Annotated in this window: 12 protein-coding genes; all 12 read right to left on the bottom strand. The window is 44.7% G+C overall.

Annotated features, from left to right (window positions below):
* Positions 1-7: 7 nt before the first annotated feature.
* The 12 genes from tssG to PR795_RS01955 all read right to left on the bottom strand — a co-directional run bounded on the left by tssG (position 8) and on the right by PR795_RS01955 (position 19,887).
* Positions 8-1,099, bottom strand: a complete 1,092-nt coding sequence (gene tssG, locus PR795_RS01900) for a type VI secretion system baseplate subunit TssG (protein WP_006661400.1) — start codon at positions 1,097-1,099, stop codon at positions 8-10.
* Entirely contained in the window at positions 1,075-2,826 is a 1,752-nt protein-coding gene (gene tssF / locus PR795_RS01905; RefSeq protein ID WP_181480045.1) for a type VI secretion system baseplate subunit TssF, read from the bottom strand. The genes tssG and tssF overlap by 25 nt, the downstream gene beginning before the upstream one ends.
* A 23-nt stretch (positions 2,827-2,849) precedes the next feature.
* A complete protein-coding gene (tssA, locus tag PR795_RS01910; protein ID WP_272516593.1) occupies positions 2,850-4,460 on the bottom strand; it encodes a type VI secretion system protein TssA in 1,611 nt (536 codons plus the stop codon).
* Between the two features lie 20 nt (positions 4,461-4,480).
* On the bottom strand, positions 4,481-7,834 hold the full coding sequence (locus PR795_RS01915) for an ImcF-related family protein (RefSeq protein WP_181480043.1): 3,354 nt from the start codon (positions 7,832-7,834) through the stop codon (positions 4,481-4,483).
* A 1-nt stretch (position 7,835) separates the two neighbouring features.
* Positions 7,836-8,924, bottom strand: a complete 1,089-nt coding sequence (locus PR795_RS01920; RefSeq protein WP_181480042.1) for a hypothetical protein — start codon at positions 8,922-8,924, stop codon at positions 7,836-7,838.
* A 21-nt stretch (positions 8,925-8,945) separates the two neighbouring features.
* The gene (locus PR795_RS01925) at positions 8,946-9,203 is read right to left on the bottom strand and encodes a PAAR domain-containing protein (protein ID WP_181480041.1); all 258 of its coding nucleotides are present in this window, start codon (positions 9,201-9,203) and stop codon (positions 8,946-8,948) included.
* Positions 9,204-9,393: 190 nt separating this feature from the next.
* Positions 9,394-10,509 (bottom strand): T6SS immunity protein Tli4 family protein, encoded by a 1,116-nt coding sequence (locus tag PR795_RS01930; protein WP_006660405.1) that lies wholly within the window; start codon positions 10,507-10,509, stop codon positions 9,394-9,396.
* Positions 10,490-12,208 (bottom strand): lipase family alpha/beta hydrolase, encoded by a 1,719-nt coding sequence (locus PR795_RS01935; RefSeq protein WP_006660406.1) that lies wholly within the window; start codon positions 12,206-12,208, stop codon positions 10,490-10,492. The genes PR795_RS01930 and PR795_RS01935 overlap by 20 nt, the downstream gene beginning before the upstream one ends.
* A gap of 41 nt (positions 12,209-12,249) precedes the next feature.
* Positions 12,250-14,772 carry a type VI secretion system Vgr family protein gene (locus PR795_RS01940; RefSeq protein ID WP_272516594.1) on the bottom strand — a complete coding sequence of 841 codons (2,523 nt, stop codon included), beginning with the start codon at positions 14,770-14,772 and terminating at the stop codon, positions 12,250-12,252.
* A complete protein-coding gene (gene tssH, locus PR795_RS01945) occupies positions 14,769-17,432 on the bottom strand; it encodes a type VI secretion system ATPase TssH (protein ID WP_272516595.1) in 2,664 nt (887 codons plus the stop codon). The genes PR795_RS01940 and tssH overlap by 4 nt, the downstream gene beginning before the upstream one ends.
* A 212-nt stretch (positions 17,433-17,644) precedes the next feature.
* Positions 17,645-18,136 carry an Hcp family type VI secretion system effector gene (locus PR795_RS01950; RefSeq protein WP_006660409.1) on the bottom strand — a complete coding sequence of 164 codons (492 nt, stop codon included), beginning with the start codon at positions 18,134-18,136 and terminating at the stop codon, positions 17,645-17,647.
* Positions 18,137-18,138: 2 nt separating this feature from the next.
* Positions 18,139-19,887, bottom strand: a complete 1,749-nt coding sequence (locus tag PR795_RS01955; RefSeq protein ID WP_272516596.1) for an OmpA family protein — start codon at positions 19,885-19,887, stop codon at positions 18,139-18,141.

Consider the following 19,887-nt stretch of genomic DNA (forward strand, 5'->3'; position numbering starts at 1 on the left):
CCCAGAATTAGAATCGATAATTAGCATAATGTGAGGGCGGCATAGAGTGTGATGTTGCCGATAATCGCTGATAGCGCCCTAAATTTAAGGTAATAATGTGTTCTCGGTGAGGGGCATTAGGGGTTAATGCGCCCATCGCGGCGGTACGCCCCAGTTGAACACCTTGGTGAGATTGCGTGCTTAACGTTGCGTTAGGGAGTAATTTTCTGGGTAATTTGAGACAAAGACGGGCATTGACTCTTGAGCCTAGGTAAACATGCAACAGCGCCATTAAATCTTGATACAGCAATCCATCCGGTAACCAGTTGCGGGCTTCCTCAAGGTTATTGGTTTGTAAGACAATCAAAATTTGGCTATTAACATCAGTCGCATACTGACCTAAAACGGGTTTATTCATTAAGGTGATGGGCGTTTTGCAGGATAATCCGGTTTGGCGCGTTTGTTCGATGCGCCTTGGATCATGGGGTTTGATTTTAACGTGGGTATCAGGTGCGAGTAATTTGACTAATGAGATAACGCCTTCGGCGGTACGAGTCGGAAAACGTAGTGTGCCCAATAACGCTAAAAATCGGGACAAGGGGGCTTGTACATGTTGAGCTGTGCCGGGGATCCCTAAGCCAATTAATCCATATAAATACTGGGAAGTTTCATCTTCACCACCCGCGGAAAAGGTCGCTGGGTAGGAGTATTTTCGCCAAATACGGTAAAACTGTGTCGTGAGCCGATGATTAAAAATATCTAAAAAATCCGTCAGAGATTCGGTACCTTCACGTCGTTGAGCGATATCATCGAGATAGCTTGTCGGTAGTGGTGACGTGACGCCATATAGCCCTAAAAAGGTCGTTCGAATACTGGGCGTATTGCTATCTCGGTAGCGGTCTTCAATGTCGATGCCTTTAATTTCGGTGACAGGAAAACCCATCCCTCGATGGGGACGAAACCGGATAACATCTGTTTTCGGGTCTTGGGTGCTGCCAAGGGGTGGGCGCTGTTTATTACTCTGTTCTATTAGTTGGCAAAACCGATAGAAGTTAACCCGTGGTAGACGCTCCCCTAGCGCATCAAAAAGCTGATTTACTGAGGATGATTCTCTGTCCATGTGAGGCTATTTCCTGTTGGTAAAATATGGAGAGTCAATTGGTTAAATAGATGCACGTCGGTATAGAGGGCAAAAAAGCGGTTGAGCATTTCACCAAATAAGTGGATGTCGCCTTCACCGTTAAATCCGCTGCTATCAAGGGTGATATCGATGGCAATACCGCGCTGTAAAAAGCCTTTTTCGAAGCGTTCGATAAGATGCTGTTCAACGTGGATCATGGCATCGAGTTTGCGGCTGTTTAAATCATCTTCTCGCCAGTCATAGAGCGCTAATGTGCCGCGTAATACCTCTACGTTGTCCATCATATTGAGGAAGCTGGCGCCAAGATGACTGAGTACGCGCCAATGAAATCTGTCTTCAGCGGGAGGGTAGCAAGGCAGAGTCGGTTTACATAAATTACGAACCCGCAGTTGTGTCTGCAAGGTTTCTTCCGTTCTGTCCAGCAAAGTGCTTTGTAGCGCTTTGCGCGGAAGTTGCCCGTTCGTGCCGGTTAATTGCAACGATAAGGTTTCACTTTCCAGAGTGGCGGCCGGCTGTTCGCGTTCTCCGCCCAAAATTAGCCACGTATCATGCAACCCGCTGACACCACGCTTAACGCGAGTGTGGTAGTAGTGTTCTGGTGCACTGCGGCGCAACATACCGCCGCGATGGCGAAAACTGCTAAAGGGAACATAGTGAATATGTTCACCGCGGCGTGTGCCATGAACTGTGTCAACTGCATAGATTTCGGTATGCCCGTCTTGTAGGCGCCGAGGGCGCAGCAGATACTCACTTTCTAACCCGTTAACAGTGAGCGGATCCGCCTCAATATTAAATAAATTAATGACGGGAACACTGTGCAGCTTTACATTGTCAGCGCTTAACGGAATGTCACTGTCCCAAAGCGTATCAAGCACAATTTCCAGTTCAAAATGACTTAACCCTTCAGGTAAATTGATTTCTCCAAGTCCTTGTAAATTGACGAAGAGAAACTTTTCACGAAAAGAAAAATACTCGAGCAGTAACTGGTAGCCACTAAAGGTACTGTCGCCTTTGGGCCACAGTTGATCTTCCTCGGCAAATCCACCAGGAGAAAACCACAGAGGTAAGCGAATTCGGTCTGGTGATGATGGTAGGCGAATGTAGGTAGCAGCCACTTGCTTAGTCAGTGCTAAGTGCAATGCATAGGTCGTTGGGACATCGCCAGCCAGATAAAAGGAGAGGGTATCTAGCGCGGTTTGTTTCCAATCAGCGAGCTTCGCACAATCGAAGCGTAAGCGGATCACGGAACGCCCATCGGGCTCAGTGGCTAAATTAACCGAGGATAATGAAATGGGATTGAGTGTTAAATCTCGTGTTGTTCGATAGCGGCAAACGGTTTTTTTAGGACCAACCGGACGCGAAAGCACTTCAAAATTAGCGGGGAGCACGGATGAAAGTTTCATGTCGTGAATATCCGGTGCGAGCTCGACCACAGACAGTGACGGAATGGTTTGTAAGTAATGAGGCCAAAGGAGGCTAACGAGGCCTTCCGTTAATTCCGGTAAATCATCATCAATTTTTTGGCGCAATTGCCCCATAGAGAAGGCAAAACCTTCAAATAATCGTTCAACAAAAGGGTCGGGGATGCCCGCTTTATCTAAATCTAATAATGCCGCACGTTCGGGGTGAGCTTGAGCGAACTCTTTTGCTGCTTCACGCAGATATCGCATCTCCGCATCATAATAGCGAAGGGTTAAATCATCCATTAGTGTGGTTCTCTTTGATTAATTTAGGGATAGAGCACTAACGCTCGCACAGGGTCTAATCGTGTTAGCTGAGCCAGTAACTCAGACATTTGGTGATGTAAATCAGCTTTATCAGGGGTATTACGCTGTGCTTTGCCGCGTAACAGTTGCAGCTGGCGAGCTTTAACTTCAAATAGGGAATGCGGCTCCCAATCAGCAAGGCGCATCTGTTCAGCGCTACGGTCTAATTCGCGAAGTAAATTGAGTGCCAAATCATGACGAGAAAATTGTTCAGCCACTCTTGCCATCACTAATTGCAGCAACCATTTTTGACGGGATGTTTGGATATTCGGTCGTGACATTAACCAAGCCAATGCTGTTTCAACGCCTTCAGTGTCAGCTTGGGTTAACGCTTCTTGCTCTAATGCGAATATCGAACTGTTATCATCGTCATCAGCACCTTGAACGGGCATGTGATGGAGGGACTGAATATTGTCTTCCAGAATATGCTGTTTAATCCACGCTAACGTGACTTCATCAGCGAAAGGTGTGCCATCTTCCCAAGCAAGATGTTCTAAACCCGGTAAGCGGAGTAAGAACTGTTTTAAATCAGAAGCAATCACATCCGCCCAACCATCCCATGGGGCTGGGGATTTACTCAATGCTTGGTGCAAATACCACTGTACATCAAGCCAAAAATGGTTAACGCCTTCTGCAAATAATCTATCCGCTTGTTCGGTGAGTTCGAGCCAATTTTGTTGCAGATATAAACGTTTGAGTTGGGCTTTGGCATCTGAGCGTGGAGGGGCTAACCGAGTGCATCCATGCTGATTTTGTGGCGGGGATTGGTGCAGCGTATCCCAGCGTACGGAGGTCATCAGCCTGTGACCCGATAACCAGCCGTTGGGTTGATTACGTAAGTAATTGGCGAGTACCTTGGCTTGGTCAAGCAATTCTCGACCCGACTGAATCGGTGCGATAGGACTGATGCCAGATGACGTTTGTTTCGTGGATGTATGTTCGGCTGATTTAATATTTTGGGGAACAACACTGTCTGCACCACCAGATTGTGCAAGGCGATTTTCTAATGCACGCAGTAACGGCGCAAGATTTGGGCGGTTTGGCTCATCCCATGCACTAAATTCATCCACAATGGCACTAAGTAGTGCCACGATGCGTGCAAATTCATTGCTATCGACTTCAGGATAAAGGGATAAGCTGTCGATGATCCGTTGACCCGCCAACCATTCAATGGCAGATTTTCGGCTATTTGGACGATTTGGTAACAGCTCGTCGTGGTAACGGTGAAGTAATCCAACCAGTAACCCTAGCCCATCGGCTAAGCCTGTTTCGCCTTCGCGATGTAAGCGCGCCCAAATGTAGTAGGTTATGACACGTACGTCTTTACATACGTTAGTTAACAAATTTTCGGCAAGAGCGCAGATCAGCGCAGTATCTGAGCCTGAGAGCTTGTTGACTTCTTCTTTCATGCGTTCGAAGTCATCGTCGTAGCCGGGATCATCGCCAACTGGGTTTTCAGCCGTAATGGGTAATAACCAGCGCTCCCATAACACGACTTGTTGCTCCACTAATTGATTAGCGGCAAGCGGATTTCCAGTAAAGCAGGCTGTACGCAAAGCAGTTAATAAAGGCATAGGTGATGTCCTATCGATGGCTAATCCAAAAAGATTTTTTCAGGCAGGACAAAGTTGCGTAGCTTCAATAATGCTAGCGGACCTTGTCCCATCTCGGTACGAAGCTGATAATTGAGGGTATTACCATCCGGTGCAGTCCATGTGACGGTGTAGCTGCTGGTACTTCCGGCATAAGGAGCAACATGGGCGGCTTCAAGTAAGCGGATTAATCCCCAAACACCACGGTGGTCAGCATAGAGTCGCGTGCCTGATGATGTCGTCATCCAAGTCAATGATGCCCCTGACGCGACCGTATCCGCGGGCCAAACAAACCGCTGCCATTCAGGGAATTGGTTATCGTAAGTGAGATTTTGTTTATCGATCACCAATATCGTCTGCATAACATGTTTACTGGTTCCTGGGCGCATTTCGAAATAAAGTCGAGCCTCACCATTAGCGAAGGCGACGTCACCTAATTCGGTCAGGGTATCTAATGCGTTTAAAAACGCAGGATTAAAACGCAATCCTTGAGCATTCGTACTATTCGGTACCCAGTGATTCCCTTCTTTGCGTAACACGCCTTGTAGACGGGTTTCTAAGAAACGTTGAATACGCCCGTTATCAGGGCGAAGATATTGCGCCATCAGCGGTAAGGAAATGTCACTTTGAGTCTCTTTCAAAGGGTAGCGCCCGCCAAAGGCGCTGTTCCACTCATTGACAATGGCATTTTGCCACTCACTATTGATCCCTTGAGCCGTTGGCGTGAGCAATTGTTGCCAAGCTTGTGTCATTGGCTCAACGAGTAGCGAGTCACCAAAGCTTTGCCACTCTTGCCCAAAGCTTGCGGCAATCAGGCTTCCCATGTCTTTTGTTTGGGCAAAATCAACATTTTTGCCTTCTAAAATACTTTGGGCAAAGTCTTGGGACATGGCTTGTGGGTCGGGCGCATTGACCACTTGCTGAAGTTTCAATCTCACTCGAGTAATGCGGGTTAAATAAGCTTGCAAGCTGAGGTTATCGCTGGCTTGAGTGTTGGTTTGTGGATCGACAAAATTCAGGATAGGCGCAAAGGTATCTTCAAGGGGACCTGTAAAATCGGCTTTCTGACTAATGACCGGTTTCTGTTCTTTATTAAGCAGGTCTTTCGCGGAGTTCATAAAGGAGTCGGCGAGCTTTTCTTGTTGACGTCCGGTTTTCCCTTGATAAGCCACGGTATTCATTAGTGCAATTACAGGCGATTGGCGGACATCGCTCATTAAAGATAATTGGTCGATAGTATCGGATAAGCTTTCAGTATGGCGCCATTGCAAACTGTTTAAGAAATTTAACCAGCTATCTGAAAAATCAGCAAAATAATGTTCAGTAAGCTGCTGCTTAAGTGCATCAGGCGAAATATCTTGGCTAAGTTCATGCTGGCTATCACTCAATACCCAATCAATTTCATTGCGACGTGATTCCACCACTTTCTTAATGGCGGGTTCAATCGCTTCTTCCCACGCTTTGCGGGTAAAAATACCCGACACAAACTCATCGGTAGTGAATAAAAAGCTGGCATCGGTATCGCCCGTCATATCATCTAAGGTCATATCAGGGAACTGATGCTGCGCTTGTAGTAACACTTCTTGATATAGCGTAGCACTTTCGCTGCGTTGACCAATTTGTCGAATAAGTAAGGTACGGCTTTGATTAATCAGGTTATTGTTCGCAGTTAATTGCCATTCAGGGTGCTTCGGTAGCTGCTGGGCATAGAACATGAGTAATTCTTTGCCGAGGGTTTGCCATTCGCCTTCGTTCATTCCTTGTGGGACGGGGAGGGTCGTGAGCACGCTATTAGTAAAAAATGCCGGATCCATGCGCTCAGGGGTACTCATCATTAAGTAGGTTTTTAGGCTTTGATACGCCCCTTGGGTGGCTTGACGACGGTCATCACTGTTAGGGGATAACTGGGCATAGGCTTGTAATTGTTGAGCCAATTGTTGAGCGAGGGTATCACGCAAAGGCGGTAATACCGTTTGTTGGTACAGTGGCCACAAACGTGTTAATAGCGCTTCATTACTGTCCAAACCAAAATGAAGCCAGAAAGGCACTGAGCTTTGTTCGCGATGATTGAGTAAACCTAAGGTTTGCTGAAAATCATACTGGGCTTTGAGGCGTTCAGTTTCCGGTAATTGGCTGTTAGCGGCGACGCTCGCACTTTGGTAGCTCTCTTCGATGAGCTGGCGATTGGCAAGGTAAGAGACGATCATGCCCGCGCCCCACAAGGTCATGGCGGTGGCAGCGCCATATTGAACGAGACGTTTTTTGTCAAAGCCTAAAGAGGCTGGCTGTAAACCGGATGCCAGTTCAGATTGTACATTCAACCAGCTTGTCCAGCGGGTGTCAGGGTGCCAACTATTGGGCAAGCGTTGCTGATTTAACGGATTGATAGAAGGGCTAAATGCGATGCCGGAAAAAGGCAGTGTACGTAATTGGGTATTGAGTGGGGCCAATGCGGTCGCAAGCTGCTGGCTTCCCCCGTTTTGTAAAAATTGGGCTAAGGCGAGTAGATAGGTGTGTTTCTGTTCACGCAGTAACGCTTGGGTTCCGTTGATCACAAGAGCAGGGATCAGGCTTAATAAGCTAGGGGATAGCGCTTCGGCAGGCATATTTTGCTCTGTCATGCAGAGAATAGAGGGCGTTTCAACCGCACTGAGGGACTGTTGGTCACTGACACTCCATACCCAAACTGGTGCACGCCAACCTAATTCTTGGAAGAGGTTTTGGATGGCACGCCCTGCATTGTGGGCTGTTGCGGTATTGAGGTTAGTGAACGTGACGCTGTTGTCTAAAAGCTGGGAGGAAATGCTGTTTTCTGTCACCCAAATCACGCCATCGAGCGGACGACGTCGGCGCAGTTGTTTGAGGGTCTCTAGTCGCTCAGAGTCAATGGAACTCCCGATATCGCCACCGTAGACAAGTAGGGTGCCATCGCACTCTTGCCAGATTTCTTGAGTCAGGCTAGGGGCCAGTTTTTCGACGGCGGAGTGGGAGCCGAGGAGGAGCTGGATGGAGACTTTGGAATGCCAGAAAGTGCCGTATTGGTTGCGTAGTGCTTGAATAATTTCATCATGCAATAAGATTATTTTTTTAATCGGCGCATTTAAATTGATTGGGGTATTCTGTGGCTTAAACGCCTTCTGCTCTTGCTTTTGTGAAAATTTATTTTTTATCGGATAAAAATAAATACCGCATAAAGCAATGATACTGAATGTCGATATTCCGATATAGTAGGGTGTTAAGTCAAACGGTTGATATTGATAAGTGACAAATAAAACGATTGATAAACTTAGGAGTAAGACTAAAAAAATCGCAAATAGCTTCCCACGAGGAAAACTCGCGGATATTTTATTTTTCATATTAAGACCTACGAATGTAAACCGCGTAACTGGCACCATGAGGATTTGGGTGAATGAGGACTTGGTCTAATTCTGTTTTTAATGATATTTCGGTTACGAGTGAAAGGTATGTTAAAAATGCATTAGGATGAGGTGTTGAATAAGATAATGCTAAAGAACGAATTGGAATAGTTTTATCAAATTCAATATTTTTTTCAGTGTAGGTGATGAGAACGTTATCTACGATATCTTGCTGACTTTCTGTTATCCATGTTTGGAATGTATTCTTTCTCGATATCCCACTGTAATCCATGTATTTCACTATTTCATTATTGATATCTTTAGTGTCTATTTCCATGACGCGTTCGACTTTTACGTTGGTATTATTTGAATTCATGTATTGTTGGTTTGTTGAAAATAGTTGAGCTGAAATAAATTCGCTGTATTTTGCTTGCGACTGGATCGTCACAATTAAAAACATCTTGTTTTGTTCTGCATCATCATACGCTGAAAAAATATCTTGGTAGCGAGGTGATCGAATAGGTTTGAGCTGCCAATGTTCATAAATTAAATTTTCATTACTGATGCTATCATTACTGTCGAAGAGGTAAATTTTTGACAGATAAGACCGATAAAGAGGAGACTGTTTTTCGAGTTGTGCATCAAGGGTTGCAATGAAGTTATTATCAAATTGCAAAAGATTGAATAAACGACGAGGTTTATTTGGGAACATCGGAACAGCTTCTGCTTCTTGCAAAAATACGTCAGTACCGTCTTTATCGGGAGTATAGATAACGTTTGCGATAGAGGTCACTGAAGATTGGCACCATGCTTGCCATTCCCTTTTTGTGATTTCTTTCTCTTTTTCCCAGTTGTGGCAAGTGATCACAGAATGTTGATAACGAACATATAAAAAACTGATACATGCAAAAAAGAGGAGAGCGATAATGGGGAATCCAATAAATAATAACCGTGTTTTTTGCTCTACCGCTAATGTGACACTATAGGCATAAACGGCAGCCATTATCGTTACGAAAAAGAAGAGTATCACCTTATAATTGGGTTTTTCTATCGGTGTTTTATTCGGAATAGAGGGGATCTTCCAATACATTGATTCAATATCCTTATCTGCTTATTTTGTATGGTTTGTGGGCTCCGAGCTGATCACTCTACATCCACATGCACATAGGCACTGATCCACTGCAATGGCAATACCATTATCAAAAGCGGAATCAGCTCCTTCTATAATGGTGTTATTTCCGTGTTTGGGACAGGAAACAAGATCCCCAACGAGTGCAACGTGTTTACTATCAATGTACATTGTGGATGAAGCCGAGAGCACATGGCCTCCATGGGTATTTTTGTCACCAAGACAGACAAATCCTTTCATTGTGAACCTATTTTTTGGAAATAACGTTATTATCTTTATGCGAAAGTTCAGTCATTGATAATGGAAGACCATTTTTATCTGAACCACCAAAATACTCAGTATTTTTTTACTGTTATTTTATCGTTCCCTTTCGGGTTCGTATCAGAAATGTGGCTTACTGTTTAGATATTTATTATCCCTCTTGTATAGATTAAAACGCATTGGGCTTATAGCGGAGAGAACCGACAATTCGATCCCATATTTCGACCATTTCGGCATCACTGTATGTTGTTTCTTTATCATTGTTAAATAAAGTTATACTTAAAAATGGTTTAGCGAAAGAGGATGTACCTTGATTTACCTTCAAAAGAAAAGAATAATAAGGAAAGCCTGATTCTTCGTTATTTTCTTTGTTATAAACTTTTTGTCTCCCATACATTAGCCATTCTTGAGCGGGAACGCCATTGGGTTTTATTTCACCTTTTTTAAACGTGTGCATATTATTTAACGCCATCGCTTTTTTTATTTCAAAAGATTTATTTAATAATATTTCATCTTGAGGCGTCTCATGATGATCCATGTTTATGGCTAAACTAAAATCACTATTTTCATATAAAAAATAGATATCTTCTTGTTGTTTACTATTATCATCTAAAATAAAACCATTAGGAATGCAAACCCCGTTTTCTGTGGGAACGACATGATCTAACCGCCCACTTAATCGTGAGATCAAAGATTGCATAGCCGCAAGTTTAGTTGGCCGAGTATTTGTTTCTATTTCACTAAAACCTGATACTTCAATATATGATTTTTTTTCATCGGCATATTTTGGTGCTGATAAATCTAAGATATTTGTTGTGATAATAAAGGCAATGTGATTATCATATACATGAGCTTCTAATGTTCTATAAGCGTCATCTGTACCTGACCTATTACTATCAAAAATAACGCCTTTTCCATCAGGTAACTGAATAACTTCTTTCAATACAGGTGCGTTTTCTTTACTCGTAGTTCTTTCTATTAACTCCTTTTCTCGTAACTCAATTCGTTGCTGAAATGCAGGAGGGTAAATAAATTTGCTCTCAATTTTAAAATCATCAATAAATATCTTATCCTGCAATTTGTTATTAAATGAAGCAGGAACATTAATAACATAACGACCAATACATTGAGGTTTTGCTTTATCAAACAGAGTTTCTATCACAATCTTTTCCTTGTCACTTAACGGAGCTGGAGCAACTTCACGAATGAGCCATAAAAATGAAATTATTAGTATAACCAAAATTATCATGAAGCATGCTTGTAATTTAGTCAGCTGCACGGGCATCAACCTCTTGTACAATTTTAATAATCGACCTTAATGTAAATTTAATGGCATCACTAAATTCAGAATAAGCTGTATCATCTAACTCATAAGCATTTTGATGATCAACATTTGTCGCTAAGACACTTTTAATTGATGCATGTATTTTTATTTTATTGAGTGACTCAATGGGAACAGTACTATCACCTTTTCCTAACGACGAAACTAACTCATAAACATTATCGTCATCTATTTTGAAATAATAATGCGGAACAGCTCCTGTAGGAATAACGTACATTTTACCATCTGATTGTTTTTCAAATCGAACATTTTTAACGGCCGGTAAACGTCGCAATGCATCTTCACTCAGTTGTATTTCTCGTTTATATGAAACACGACGCCATGAAAGATAATTATCGGATTCTTTTTCATCACCATAAAATACGTACGTATTGGGATGATAAAAACCTTTTTCTTGATGTAACATGAATTTTTTAACTTCACCTTTCATCAATTCCGTATATTCAGTCCAATTTTTTCTAACCTTCGCATTATCAGAATCAATAATGTCGGATTGATACAGTTTCCACCACACATCATTACGTAAGTAAATTTCGTCAAAAGGGTCTACTTTAGGATATTCACTCTCACCATCAATTTTTAACCATCTTGATGGGTATGACGGATACGGCAGTAATTGTAATGGCGCTGGCGCTCTAGCTAAAACAGGCATTAATTTTTCTGCGTTTCCTCCTAAAACTTGCCCTGGAATATCTTCTTTACCTGCTCCGGTTTTCATTCGGCGATATGCTGCTGGAGACCCTAAATCAGGGATAACCCCGTGAACAACGCCTAAAACCTTATCTTGACAACCTTTAAATTCAACCCCTTCAGGGGGATTCATTGCGTAACGAGCGACTAATCCCCCCATAGAATGCGTGACTAAAATGACTTTTTCTACTGCTAAACCATACCCATGCTTATTTTTGTAGATATCTAAAACATCATCAATATATTTAGTCAGTTCTTCAGCGGATATAGCATTATCCTTCAGCCAATTATAGCCAAAAACATGAACAGAAAAGAGGAAGCGTTTAAAGTGCGTTAGCTCAGGATCGGTTAGCGGAGAGTCATGAGTATCCCCTAATTTTCGGTTAACTAAGTTAGCTAATACACCTGAACGTTTGAATTGTTTTAGTTTAGCGTCAGAATACATACGATAAACATCAGTCTGCCAATCATCCAACAAAGCATATTGAAAAAATTCTAAAAATTTTCCATAACTTAAATATAACGCTTCACCCCAATGCCGCTCCTGTCTAGTAGGGAGTAGATTTCCATTATCAGGGAAGAGAGAATGAACTCGAGAGCTAATACTTGTTTTCCTGTTTTCAACAGTAGTAGTGTCTGGGTTTAAAGTTTTTCTACGTTCATGACCGTCTTTAGGGACAAACCAAAGAGTATCAGCCCCCTTAATCGATTCCGCTTTCCAAGAATCTTCACCAACACTACTTTTAAGATTTGTTCCCATGACCCCAGGGATAAAAATAATAGGTATTACCTTCGTTGGCGGAACAATACATTTCGCATCTGCATTGAGTGATTTATGTTGAAGTTGAATATCAACCCAACGGCATTTCCCGTTTTTATCCCATTGTGGTAAGTAATACGAAATATGCTGGCATTCACTAGTTATTGCTGACTTGTCTGATTTATCTGTCATAAAATCTCCTAAAAATGAATTCGCTGACCGTTAGATAGCCACTACTTATCGTTAAGTTTAATGTCGAGCTGATCTAACCCTAAGCCCTTACGTTCAGATAAATTTCCTTGGGCATCACTCGCACTGGTACTCTTTGTGCCTTCGGCATAAATACCAACAGGTTTTGGTAGATGAGGACTGCCCAAATCGTCTAAATGTACCAATTGAGGCTTAACTGCAAATTCAGAGCTTTCCCATGATTGCATCGCTTCATTGATACTCTGCCCGCCAAATTTTTGCCACACAGCCCCGCGTTCAATAATCTTATCCGGTGCGGCACATTCCACCGTACCGTCGGCAATACGAATATAACCACCGCCACTGGTTAAGATAATTTCCTTTTTAGCCTTGATGATGACTTTGCCATCATGACTACTGATGCTTAAATCTTTTAATGCATCTAATGACATTTCGTCGTGCTGAGCTTCTATGGAAATTTTACCTTGGTTAGCAAAGATTTTTATGCCTAATTTTTGAGCGAACAAGCTAATAATTTCACCTGCCGCAACCGTGAATTTTTTTGCAATACTAAAATCGGTACTTTTCTGTGCGGTTGCAATAATGTTTTCACCAGATGAAAGTTGAATACTTTTAGGTGAGGTATGTGCGATACCGTCTGGAGAAGAAACAAGCAACGCAGATTGTTTAAGTTCGTGAAGAGTGTCAGAGAGGAGATCTTTTTGAGTTTGTAAATCAGCCAGCTCAGCTTTTGCAACATTAGCCGCTTCTTTGAGAGATTCGGTTAACTGCTGGGCTTGTTTTAACTGGGCAACAGCTTCTTCCATCGCCAACACATCACCACCGGCTTTATCCTGCTTATCGGTGGTAATAAACAACCCTTTCCCTGCACGAATCGCGCCCCAGCTGTCAGTACGTAGCTCAAAACCGTCACCGCGTTGTTCGCGCTCCGCGTTGACTAAATGCCCCAGGTTTAACTGGGTTTTTCCACCATATTCGGTGCTGAGCTTAATATGCTCTTGCCCGCGTTTATCCTCCATGCGCAGTTTGTTATTCGCAGGCGTGCGGATCACATTGCGGGTGTTATTTTTATCCGTCACGTGGTCGGGGTGGCGGGAATCATGCAGTGCGTGGGCGATGTACGGTCGGTCTGGGTCACCCTCATGGAAGGCGATAGCGACTTCAGTCCCTTGAATCAGCGGGAAGTGCATCCCATAAGTATCGCCGGCGTAAGGTTTTGCCAAACGCACGGGCATACTTTCATAGCCCTTGGTTTTTTCATCACGATCCGCATCGAATTTGATCCAATAAAAGCCGTGTTCATTTTGGTGGGCATAAATATCGTGGTCTTTTGCGCTGGTGACGCGTGCCATTAATGTTCCTGCAATGACAGGGCGTGGTTTTAGAGCAGGGCGCCAGCACAGTGATTCAGTGTAAGGTACGGCGTCAAAGCGGACGGTTAGCGCTTTATCTCGGCTGGCGGTAAAGCGTAGGCGAGTAATTAGAATTGGCGATTTGAATACGCTGGGTAACGTCGAACTGAGCGGGTTATCTTGAATGCTTAATACTAATAATGGCGTCAGGTCCGCTGCGCTACTTTCTCCGCGTAGTAAAGTTTGTCGAGCTAAAAAGCGTTCGTGGTCGAGTCTTGCCCAAAAGTTTGCGGTTTCAGTTTCAGGGCGAATTTTATCCCCGCGGGTCAGCTGGCGACCTTTATAGTGATAAACATCGCCGTAGTTGATTTTTTCGCCGTCACCGCGCGTCATATCCGCGACAGCGGAAATCAACGTATCTTCCGCCAGTCGGTGGTTATAGTCTTTGGCAAAAACAGTGCTTTCAACCACTTGATGACGTAAAGATAATCCCCAAACACTGTCAACATGGTTATCGCTCAGCCCAGACGGGCTATTGAGTGGCAGCGTTTTGTCATACACATAGCCTCGTTGGCTGTCTGTAAAGTGGAGTACCTCGGTTTGGGTATCATCTTGTAAACCAAAGCGATAAAAAATACCCACTTCACTGAGTAAACGCTCAATAAATTGGCGGTCACTTTCGTTAATTTGGTTGATTTGTTCGCGCTTTGGGTACGCTTTGTCGAGATGAAATTCGAACTCCCAGCCTTTGAAATTATGTTCACGCAGAATTTGTTCAACCACATCAGGGATGGATTGGTTGATAAAGAAACGGTGGCTGCGAATTTGATGGCGGAGTAGCGCAAAAAAAGGCTCGATAACTAGCTGGTAGCGAGCTTCATCCGCAGAGCCAGAGAGACGACGGAAATCCGTCACTACGCCATGAACGCGCTTGGCAACGCTCGGCTGAGTGGCAAGCCCCATTAAGTTACTTATCGGCGCACAAAAGGTCAGGCTGGCATTACGGCGTAATAATTGTTGAGCAGAAAGATCTTGGGCGGAACAGGTAAACGTAATTTGGTAGCGATAGGTATCGCTAGCTGCCTCACGCCCAGTAAAATGTTCAACGTCCAGTAAATCTGAGCAGCCTTGCACTTCTAAGCGATAGCGGTTTTGACCTTGAAGGAGATTTTTGGCTGTATCGAGTAGGCTCATGGATTTATCTCCTCAATATCACTGAAACTCAGGGTGATCCCGTCTTCTTCGCTATACCCCAACGTCAGGCTTTGCGCTTGCTGGTGATTAGCTTGGCGCATCAGTAGTTGCTGGCTCAGTACCGGTAAAATCTGCTGGTTCAGCAGGCTGTCTATATTGCGGGCACCAGTGTCGGGTAATAAACAGGCGCTCACAAGAGTGTCATACAGCGCTTCTTCTATAATGCCTTCAAGCTTGTAGTGTGTGTAAAGACGCTTAATGACGCTACCCAGTTTCATTTCAACAATTTGGCGCAGAGCGACAGGACCTAATGGGCGATAAATTAGGGTTTGGAAACGTGCGAGTAAGGCTGGTTGGAAGTGTTCGCGCAAGGTTGGGCGCAGCAGTTCTTGCAGCTCGCCGTCGGTAGACTCAGGGAACTCCTCGAGTTGCTGCATAAGCAAGTGACTGCCCAAGTTTGCCGTCATTAAGATCACGGTATTGCGAAAATCAATCTCACGACCTTCGCCATCGCGCATAAATCCACGGTCGAAAACTTGATAAAACAGGTTGAGCACATCGCGATGGGCTTTTTCCACTTCATCGAGTAACACGACGCTGTATGGGCGCTTGCGAACGGCTTCCGTCAAAATCCCGCCTTGACCATACCCCACATAACCTGGAGGGGAGCCTTTTAATTGGCTGACGGTGTGGGCTTCTTGATATTCGGACATGTTGATGGTGATTAAGGATTTTTCGCCACCAAACAGGACATCAGCCAAGGCGAGAGCGGTTTCAGTTTTACCGATTCCGCTTGGTCCCACTAATAAAAATACCCCTTGAGGACCGTTTTCTGACGCCAGACCTGTACGTGCAGCACGTAACCGTTGTCCAAGTCCCAGTAATGGGCTTTCTTGACCGACTACGCGTTTACCTAGCGAGTCTTCTAACTCCAGCAGTTCGGTTTGTTCATCTTTTAATAGACTGGATAATGGCACACCGGTCCAGTCGGCGATGACAGTAGCCACGGTTCTGACATCCACATCGGGGGTGATCAGCGGCTCATTTTGTTGAACGAGTTCTAACTGTGATTGGATATTGCTGACATCTTGGGATTGACGTCGCTGTTCTAAGAGCTCGCTGATAAGGTTTTTTTCTTGCTCAAAACGCTGTTCCAGTTCCGCCATTTGTAGGGCTAATTGCGCATCTTGAGTGACTAATTCGCTCAGCAGGGATTGGTTGGTGGTGTTGCCAATCGCCAAGTCATCAAGAATCGCTTGCTGTTCAAGTTCTAATGCATTGCGCTTGGCTTTTAAACGAGTCAGTTCTTCAGGGAGCGTATCGAGGCTCATGCGAATTCGGGCGCTGGCCGTATCGAGCAAATCCACGGCTTTATCGGGGAGCTGACGACCGGTTAAGTAACGGCGAGATAAGGTGACGGCGGCTTTGACTGCATCATCGGTAATGTGAACGCCATGATATTTTGCGTAGCGCGGTTTTAGTCCACGTAGCATCAAGCAGGCTTTTTCATCGTCCGGTTCATCCACTTTGACCACTTGGAAGCGGCGCTCTAAGGCGGCATCACGCTCGAAATATTGCTTATATTCAGACCAAGTGGTTGCGGCAATCGTGCGTAATTCACCACGGGCAAGGGCGGGTTTGAGTAAGTTAGCGGCATCCGCGCCACCTGTTTGGTTGCCTGCGCCGATGATGGTATGGGCTTCATCGATAAATAATAGAATAGGGGTTGGAGATTGTTGTACGGCTTCAATCACGTTTTTTAAGCGCTGCTCAAATTCGCCTTTGACGCCAGCCCCCGCTTGTAGTAGCCCCAAATCTAAGGTTCTTAATGATGTGGTTTGCAGACTGACAGGAACGTTACCTTCAACGATACGCAGGGCTAAGCCTTCCACTAACGCCGTTTTCCCGACACCCGGTTCACCCACGAGAATGGGGTTATTTTTGCGGCGACGAGACAGAATATCCACCATTTGACGGATTTCGTCATCACGTCCAAAGACGGGGTCAATCGCACCTTCGCGCGCTTTTTCGGTCACATCCACCGTAAATTTATTCAGCACGGCCAATAAGGCATCATTCAGTGTGTTACCGATGACATTCGGTGCAGGGGTTTCGTTTGTTGATTGCGTTTCAAGCGGCGCTTCCGCCGGTAAAGATTGATTATGCGCCGCAAGTTGCTGAACTTCAGGGCGCTCATCGGATTGCGCATCAAGCATCGGTCTTAAGCGTTGTAATTGCGTGAGGCCTAAGGTCATTAATGGCCAAAGGGCATCGTTCGGAACTAAAGAGGGCTGCTTCACCATCGCGGCAAGAATATGCACACTGCGGATATGCTCGATATCTTCATCCAATGAGGCTATCACCCATGCGTGTTGAATTAAGTTTAGGAGTGATTTTGATAGCGAAGGGCGGCTATGGATAGAGCGGGGCAGGTTGTCGATTTCTGTTAACAGACTTTGCCATAGTGCAGAAATATCCCATTCATAGCGACGCGCTAACACAGTGATATCACTCTCTCCTAGCTCAAGTAGCTTGAGTAACCAATGTTCGATGGTGACTTCAGCATGGGCGCGTGTTTGGCACAAGGAAGCTGCTGCCTCTAGTGCATTAGCACAGAAAGGGTTTAGGCGACGCAATAACATAACTGAAGAATTTTCCATGTTCTCTCCCTAGATAATCTGGTGGATATCAATGTGTTTAGGCACGCTACCGCCCCTAACCGTTAACCGAGGTTCATAAGGTGATATTCGCGATGGGAATGCGCAGTTGAAAGCGCGTATAGCTTGTTTAATGGCAAAATGTGTTGTGTGTGAGTGAGATTGCGCAAGAGGCGCAAGAAAAAAGCAGACGCCGAAACGCCTGCTTATCTTAATTAAGCGGTAGCACGCTCATTCCAAGAATCGGAATGGATAATGTTGCCGTCTTTATATGTCCAAGTGATTTTTTCATAGCGCAGCTCAATCTCTTCGAGATGGTTGTGCTTCTCTTTACCTGGATCTTTGATGTCGTGCATTTTTGGAGCCACTTTCACGACTTTGACGTTTTCAAGTTTGGTGTTGAAATATTCGACTTCTTGTCCTGCGTCATCAATGCGATACCATTTGAATTCCGCTTCTTTCAAGGTTTGACCCGTGGTCACAGCCTTGTAAAGATAAGGGCTTGAAGCATCAATTTCTTTAACGAAAATGAATGGCGTATGGATACGAGTACCTGTTAATTTACCGGTATTGTTATCCGTTGGGATGTACAGGTTATGGTCTTGAGCAACCACTTCGATGCTGCCTTCACGGTCTTGTACGTCGACAGAACCTTTAATTTCAGCACCGCCATCATCTTTCAGCCATAAATAAACTGGAATAGCCATAACTACTTCTCCTTTTGTGTGGAATGTGTACCACCATCCATCGATGGTACGGTGTTGACGTCTGAGACCTGACAAGCTTCAGCTTGAGGTATCAAACGAATTTCTACGCGCCGATTTCGAGTGCGTCCGTCAGCGGTGTGGTTGTCGGCAACGGGGTTATTTTGCCCGTATCCCTGCACTGCAAAGCAGGTTGGCGAGATATCACTGGTTTGGATCATCCAATCACGGACAGACTCTGCGCGTTTTAAAGACAGTGTTTGATTTAATTCAGGATTTCCGGTGTTATCGGTATAACCAGAAACCATAATTAACCAGCCGGGTTTAGCTTTAATGTTGAGCAAGGCATCGACTAATACTTTCGTTGCACCTGCTTTGAGTGTGTATTGACCTACGTCGAATAGCGATAAGCTGTCTAGCGTGACCATCTGAGGGGCTGCGGGAGTAAGTGCAGGAACCTCAGGCGCGACGTCAGGTTGCGGTGGTGCCCAGCTACCGAGCAGCGTGTGCAAGTAAGGTAAAATTCTGTTTCCCTGATATAACGCTAAGGAATGAGACGTTGGAATGCCTTCTCGTTCCCAGCGCGCCAGCTCAGAAGCATCAGTTTGCAATTGCTGATATGCCGTCAATTTTGGCGTAAGCGGGGTATCAGAGAGATGCAAGAAGCGGGTGACATCTTCGCCAATATGACGAATTAGTTGCTGATTATGGTGGTAGCTTCCGACCAATGCGCCCATCAGGAATACACCAAAAATGAGACCAATAGCGCCGAAGAGTTTTTCTGTACGACTTAAGCTAATATCATGACGTAAACGACGTAACATCACATCCGGCAATGGCAGCAAGTCGGCTGTTTGTATGGATGGGAGTGATGGCAATGTGGTTTTTTCTTGGATAAATTGCTGCCATAAGTTGTTGGGTTGGCTTGTGATATCTATCCATTGAATGGCCCATGCTGAAGGGATTTGCTTTGGCGCTCCCGCTTGAGGCATTGTGAATTGAGGCACTAAAACTTGGTTTAGCCAGCTTTGTAAGGTATCTAGCCACAGAGAAAATTGCAGGCTCTGTTCTGACTGTCCAATCTGTGCTGGCAGCCAAGCAGAATAGGGCGCTGACATGGAGCCTTCTTGCTCTACCTGAAATTCAGTTTGGTGGCTGAGTAACGTCATCCAAGGGGTATGTTCATCATCAACATGCATAGCAGTATCAGCATGATGAGGTTTAGAAAGGTATACCGTTACCCAAAATGGCAATTTAGCACCGATTTTTTGACGGCCTTCCCCAATAGCTCGACGCCAATTGAGTAGTGCTTGTGTCAGGGTTTCTTGCTGGGTAAGTTGCTCGGGCAATACAACGTAAAGTAAGGATAAGTGCCCAGATAGCGAAGGGGCATATTCCACCAATGCGGCAATCAGTTTAACGAGATCCGTGGGCGCGGATACACGAATATACCAACCTTGATTTGTTTCTCGGTGTAATTGGTCATTGAGAAACAGTGCGTGGGATTGACCGCAAACCAGAATAACAGGACCTTGATAGTTATCGGCAGGCAATGCACCCGTATAATCATGCTCAGTGGAAAGCGTTTGTCGGCGCTGTTTATATTGCCAAAATAGCATCCCACCAGTGAGCGTCAACACTAAGACCGATACAAAGATAGTGACAGTCTGCCCTAGAGACCAAAATCCCCAGAGTAGCCACAGAAAAAGACCTGTAGCAAAAAGTGTCAGACACTGTTTGATTGGATTTTGCAT

The organism is Providencia sp. PROV209 (assembly GCF_028479485.1).
GTDB classification, from domain to species: domain Bacteria; phylum Pseudomonadota; class Gammaproteobacteria; order Enterobacterales; family Enterobacteriaceae; genus Providencia; species Providencia alcalifaciens.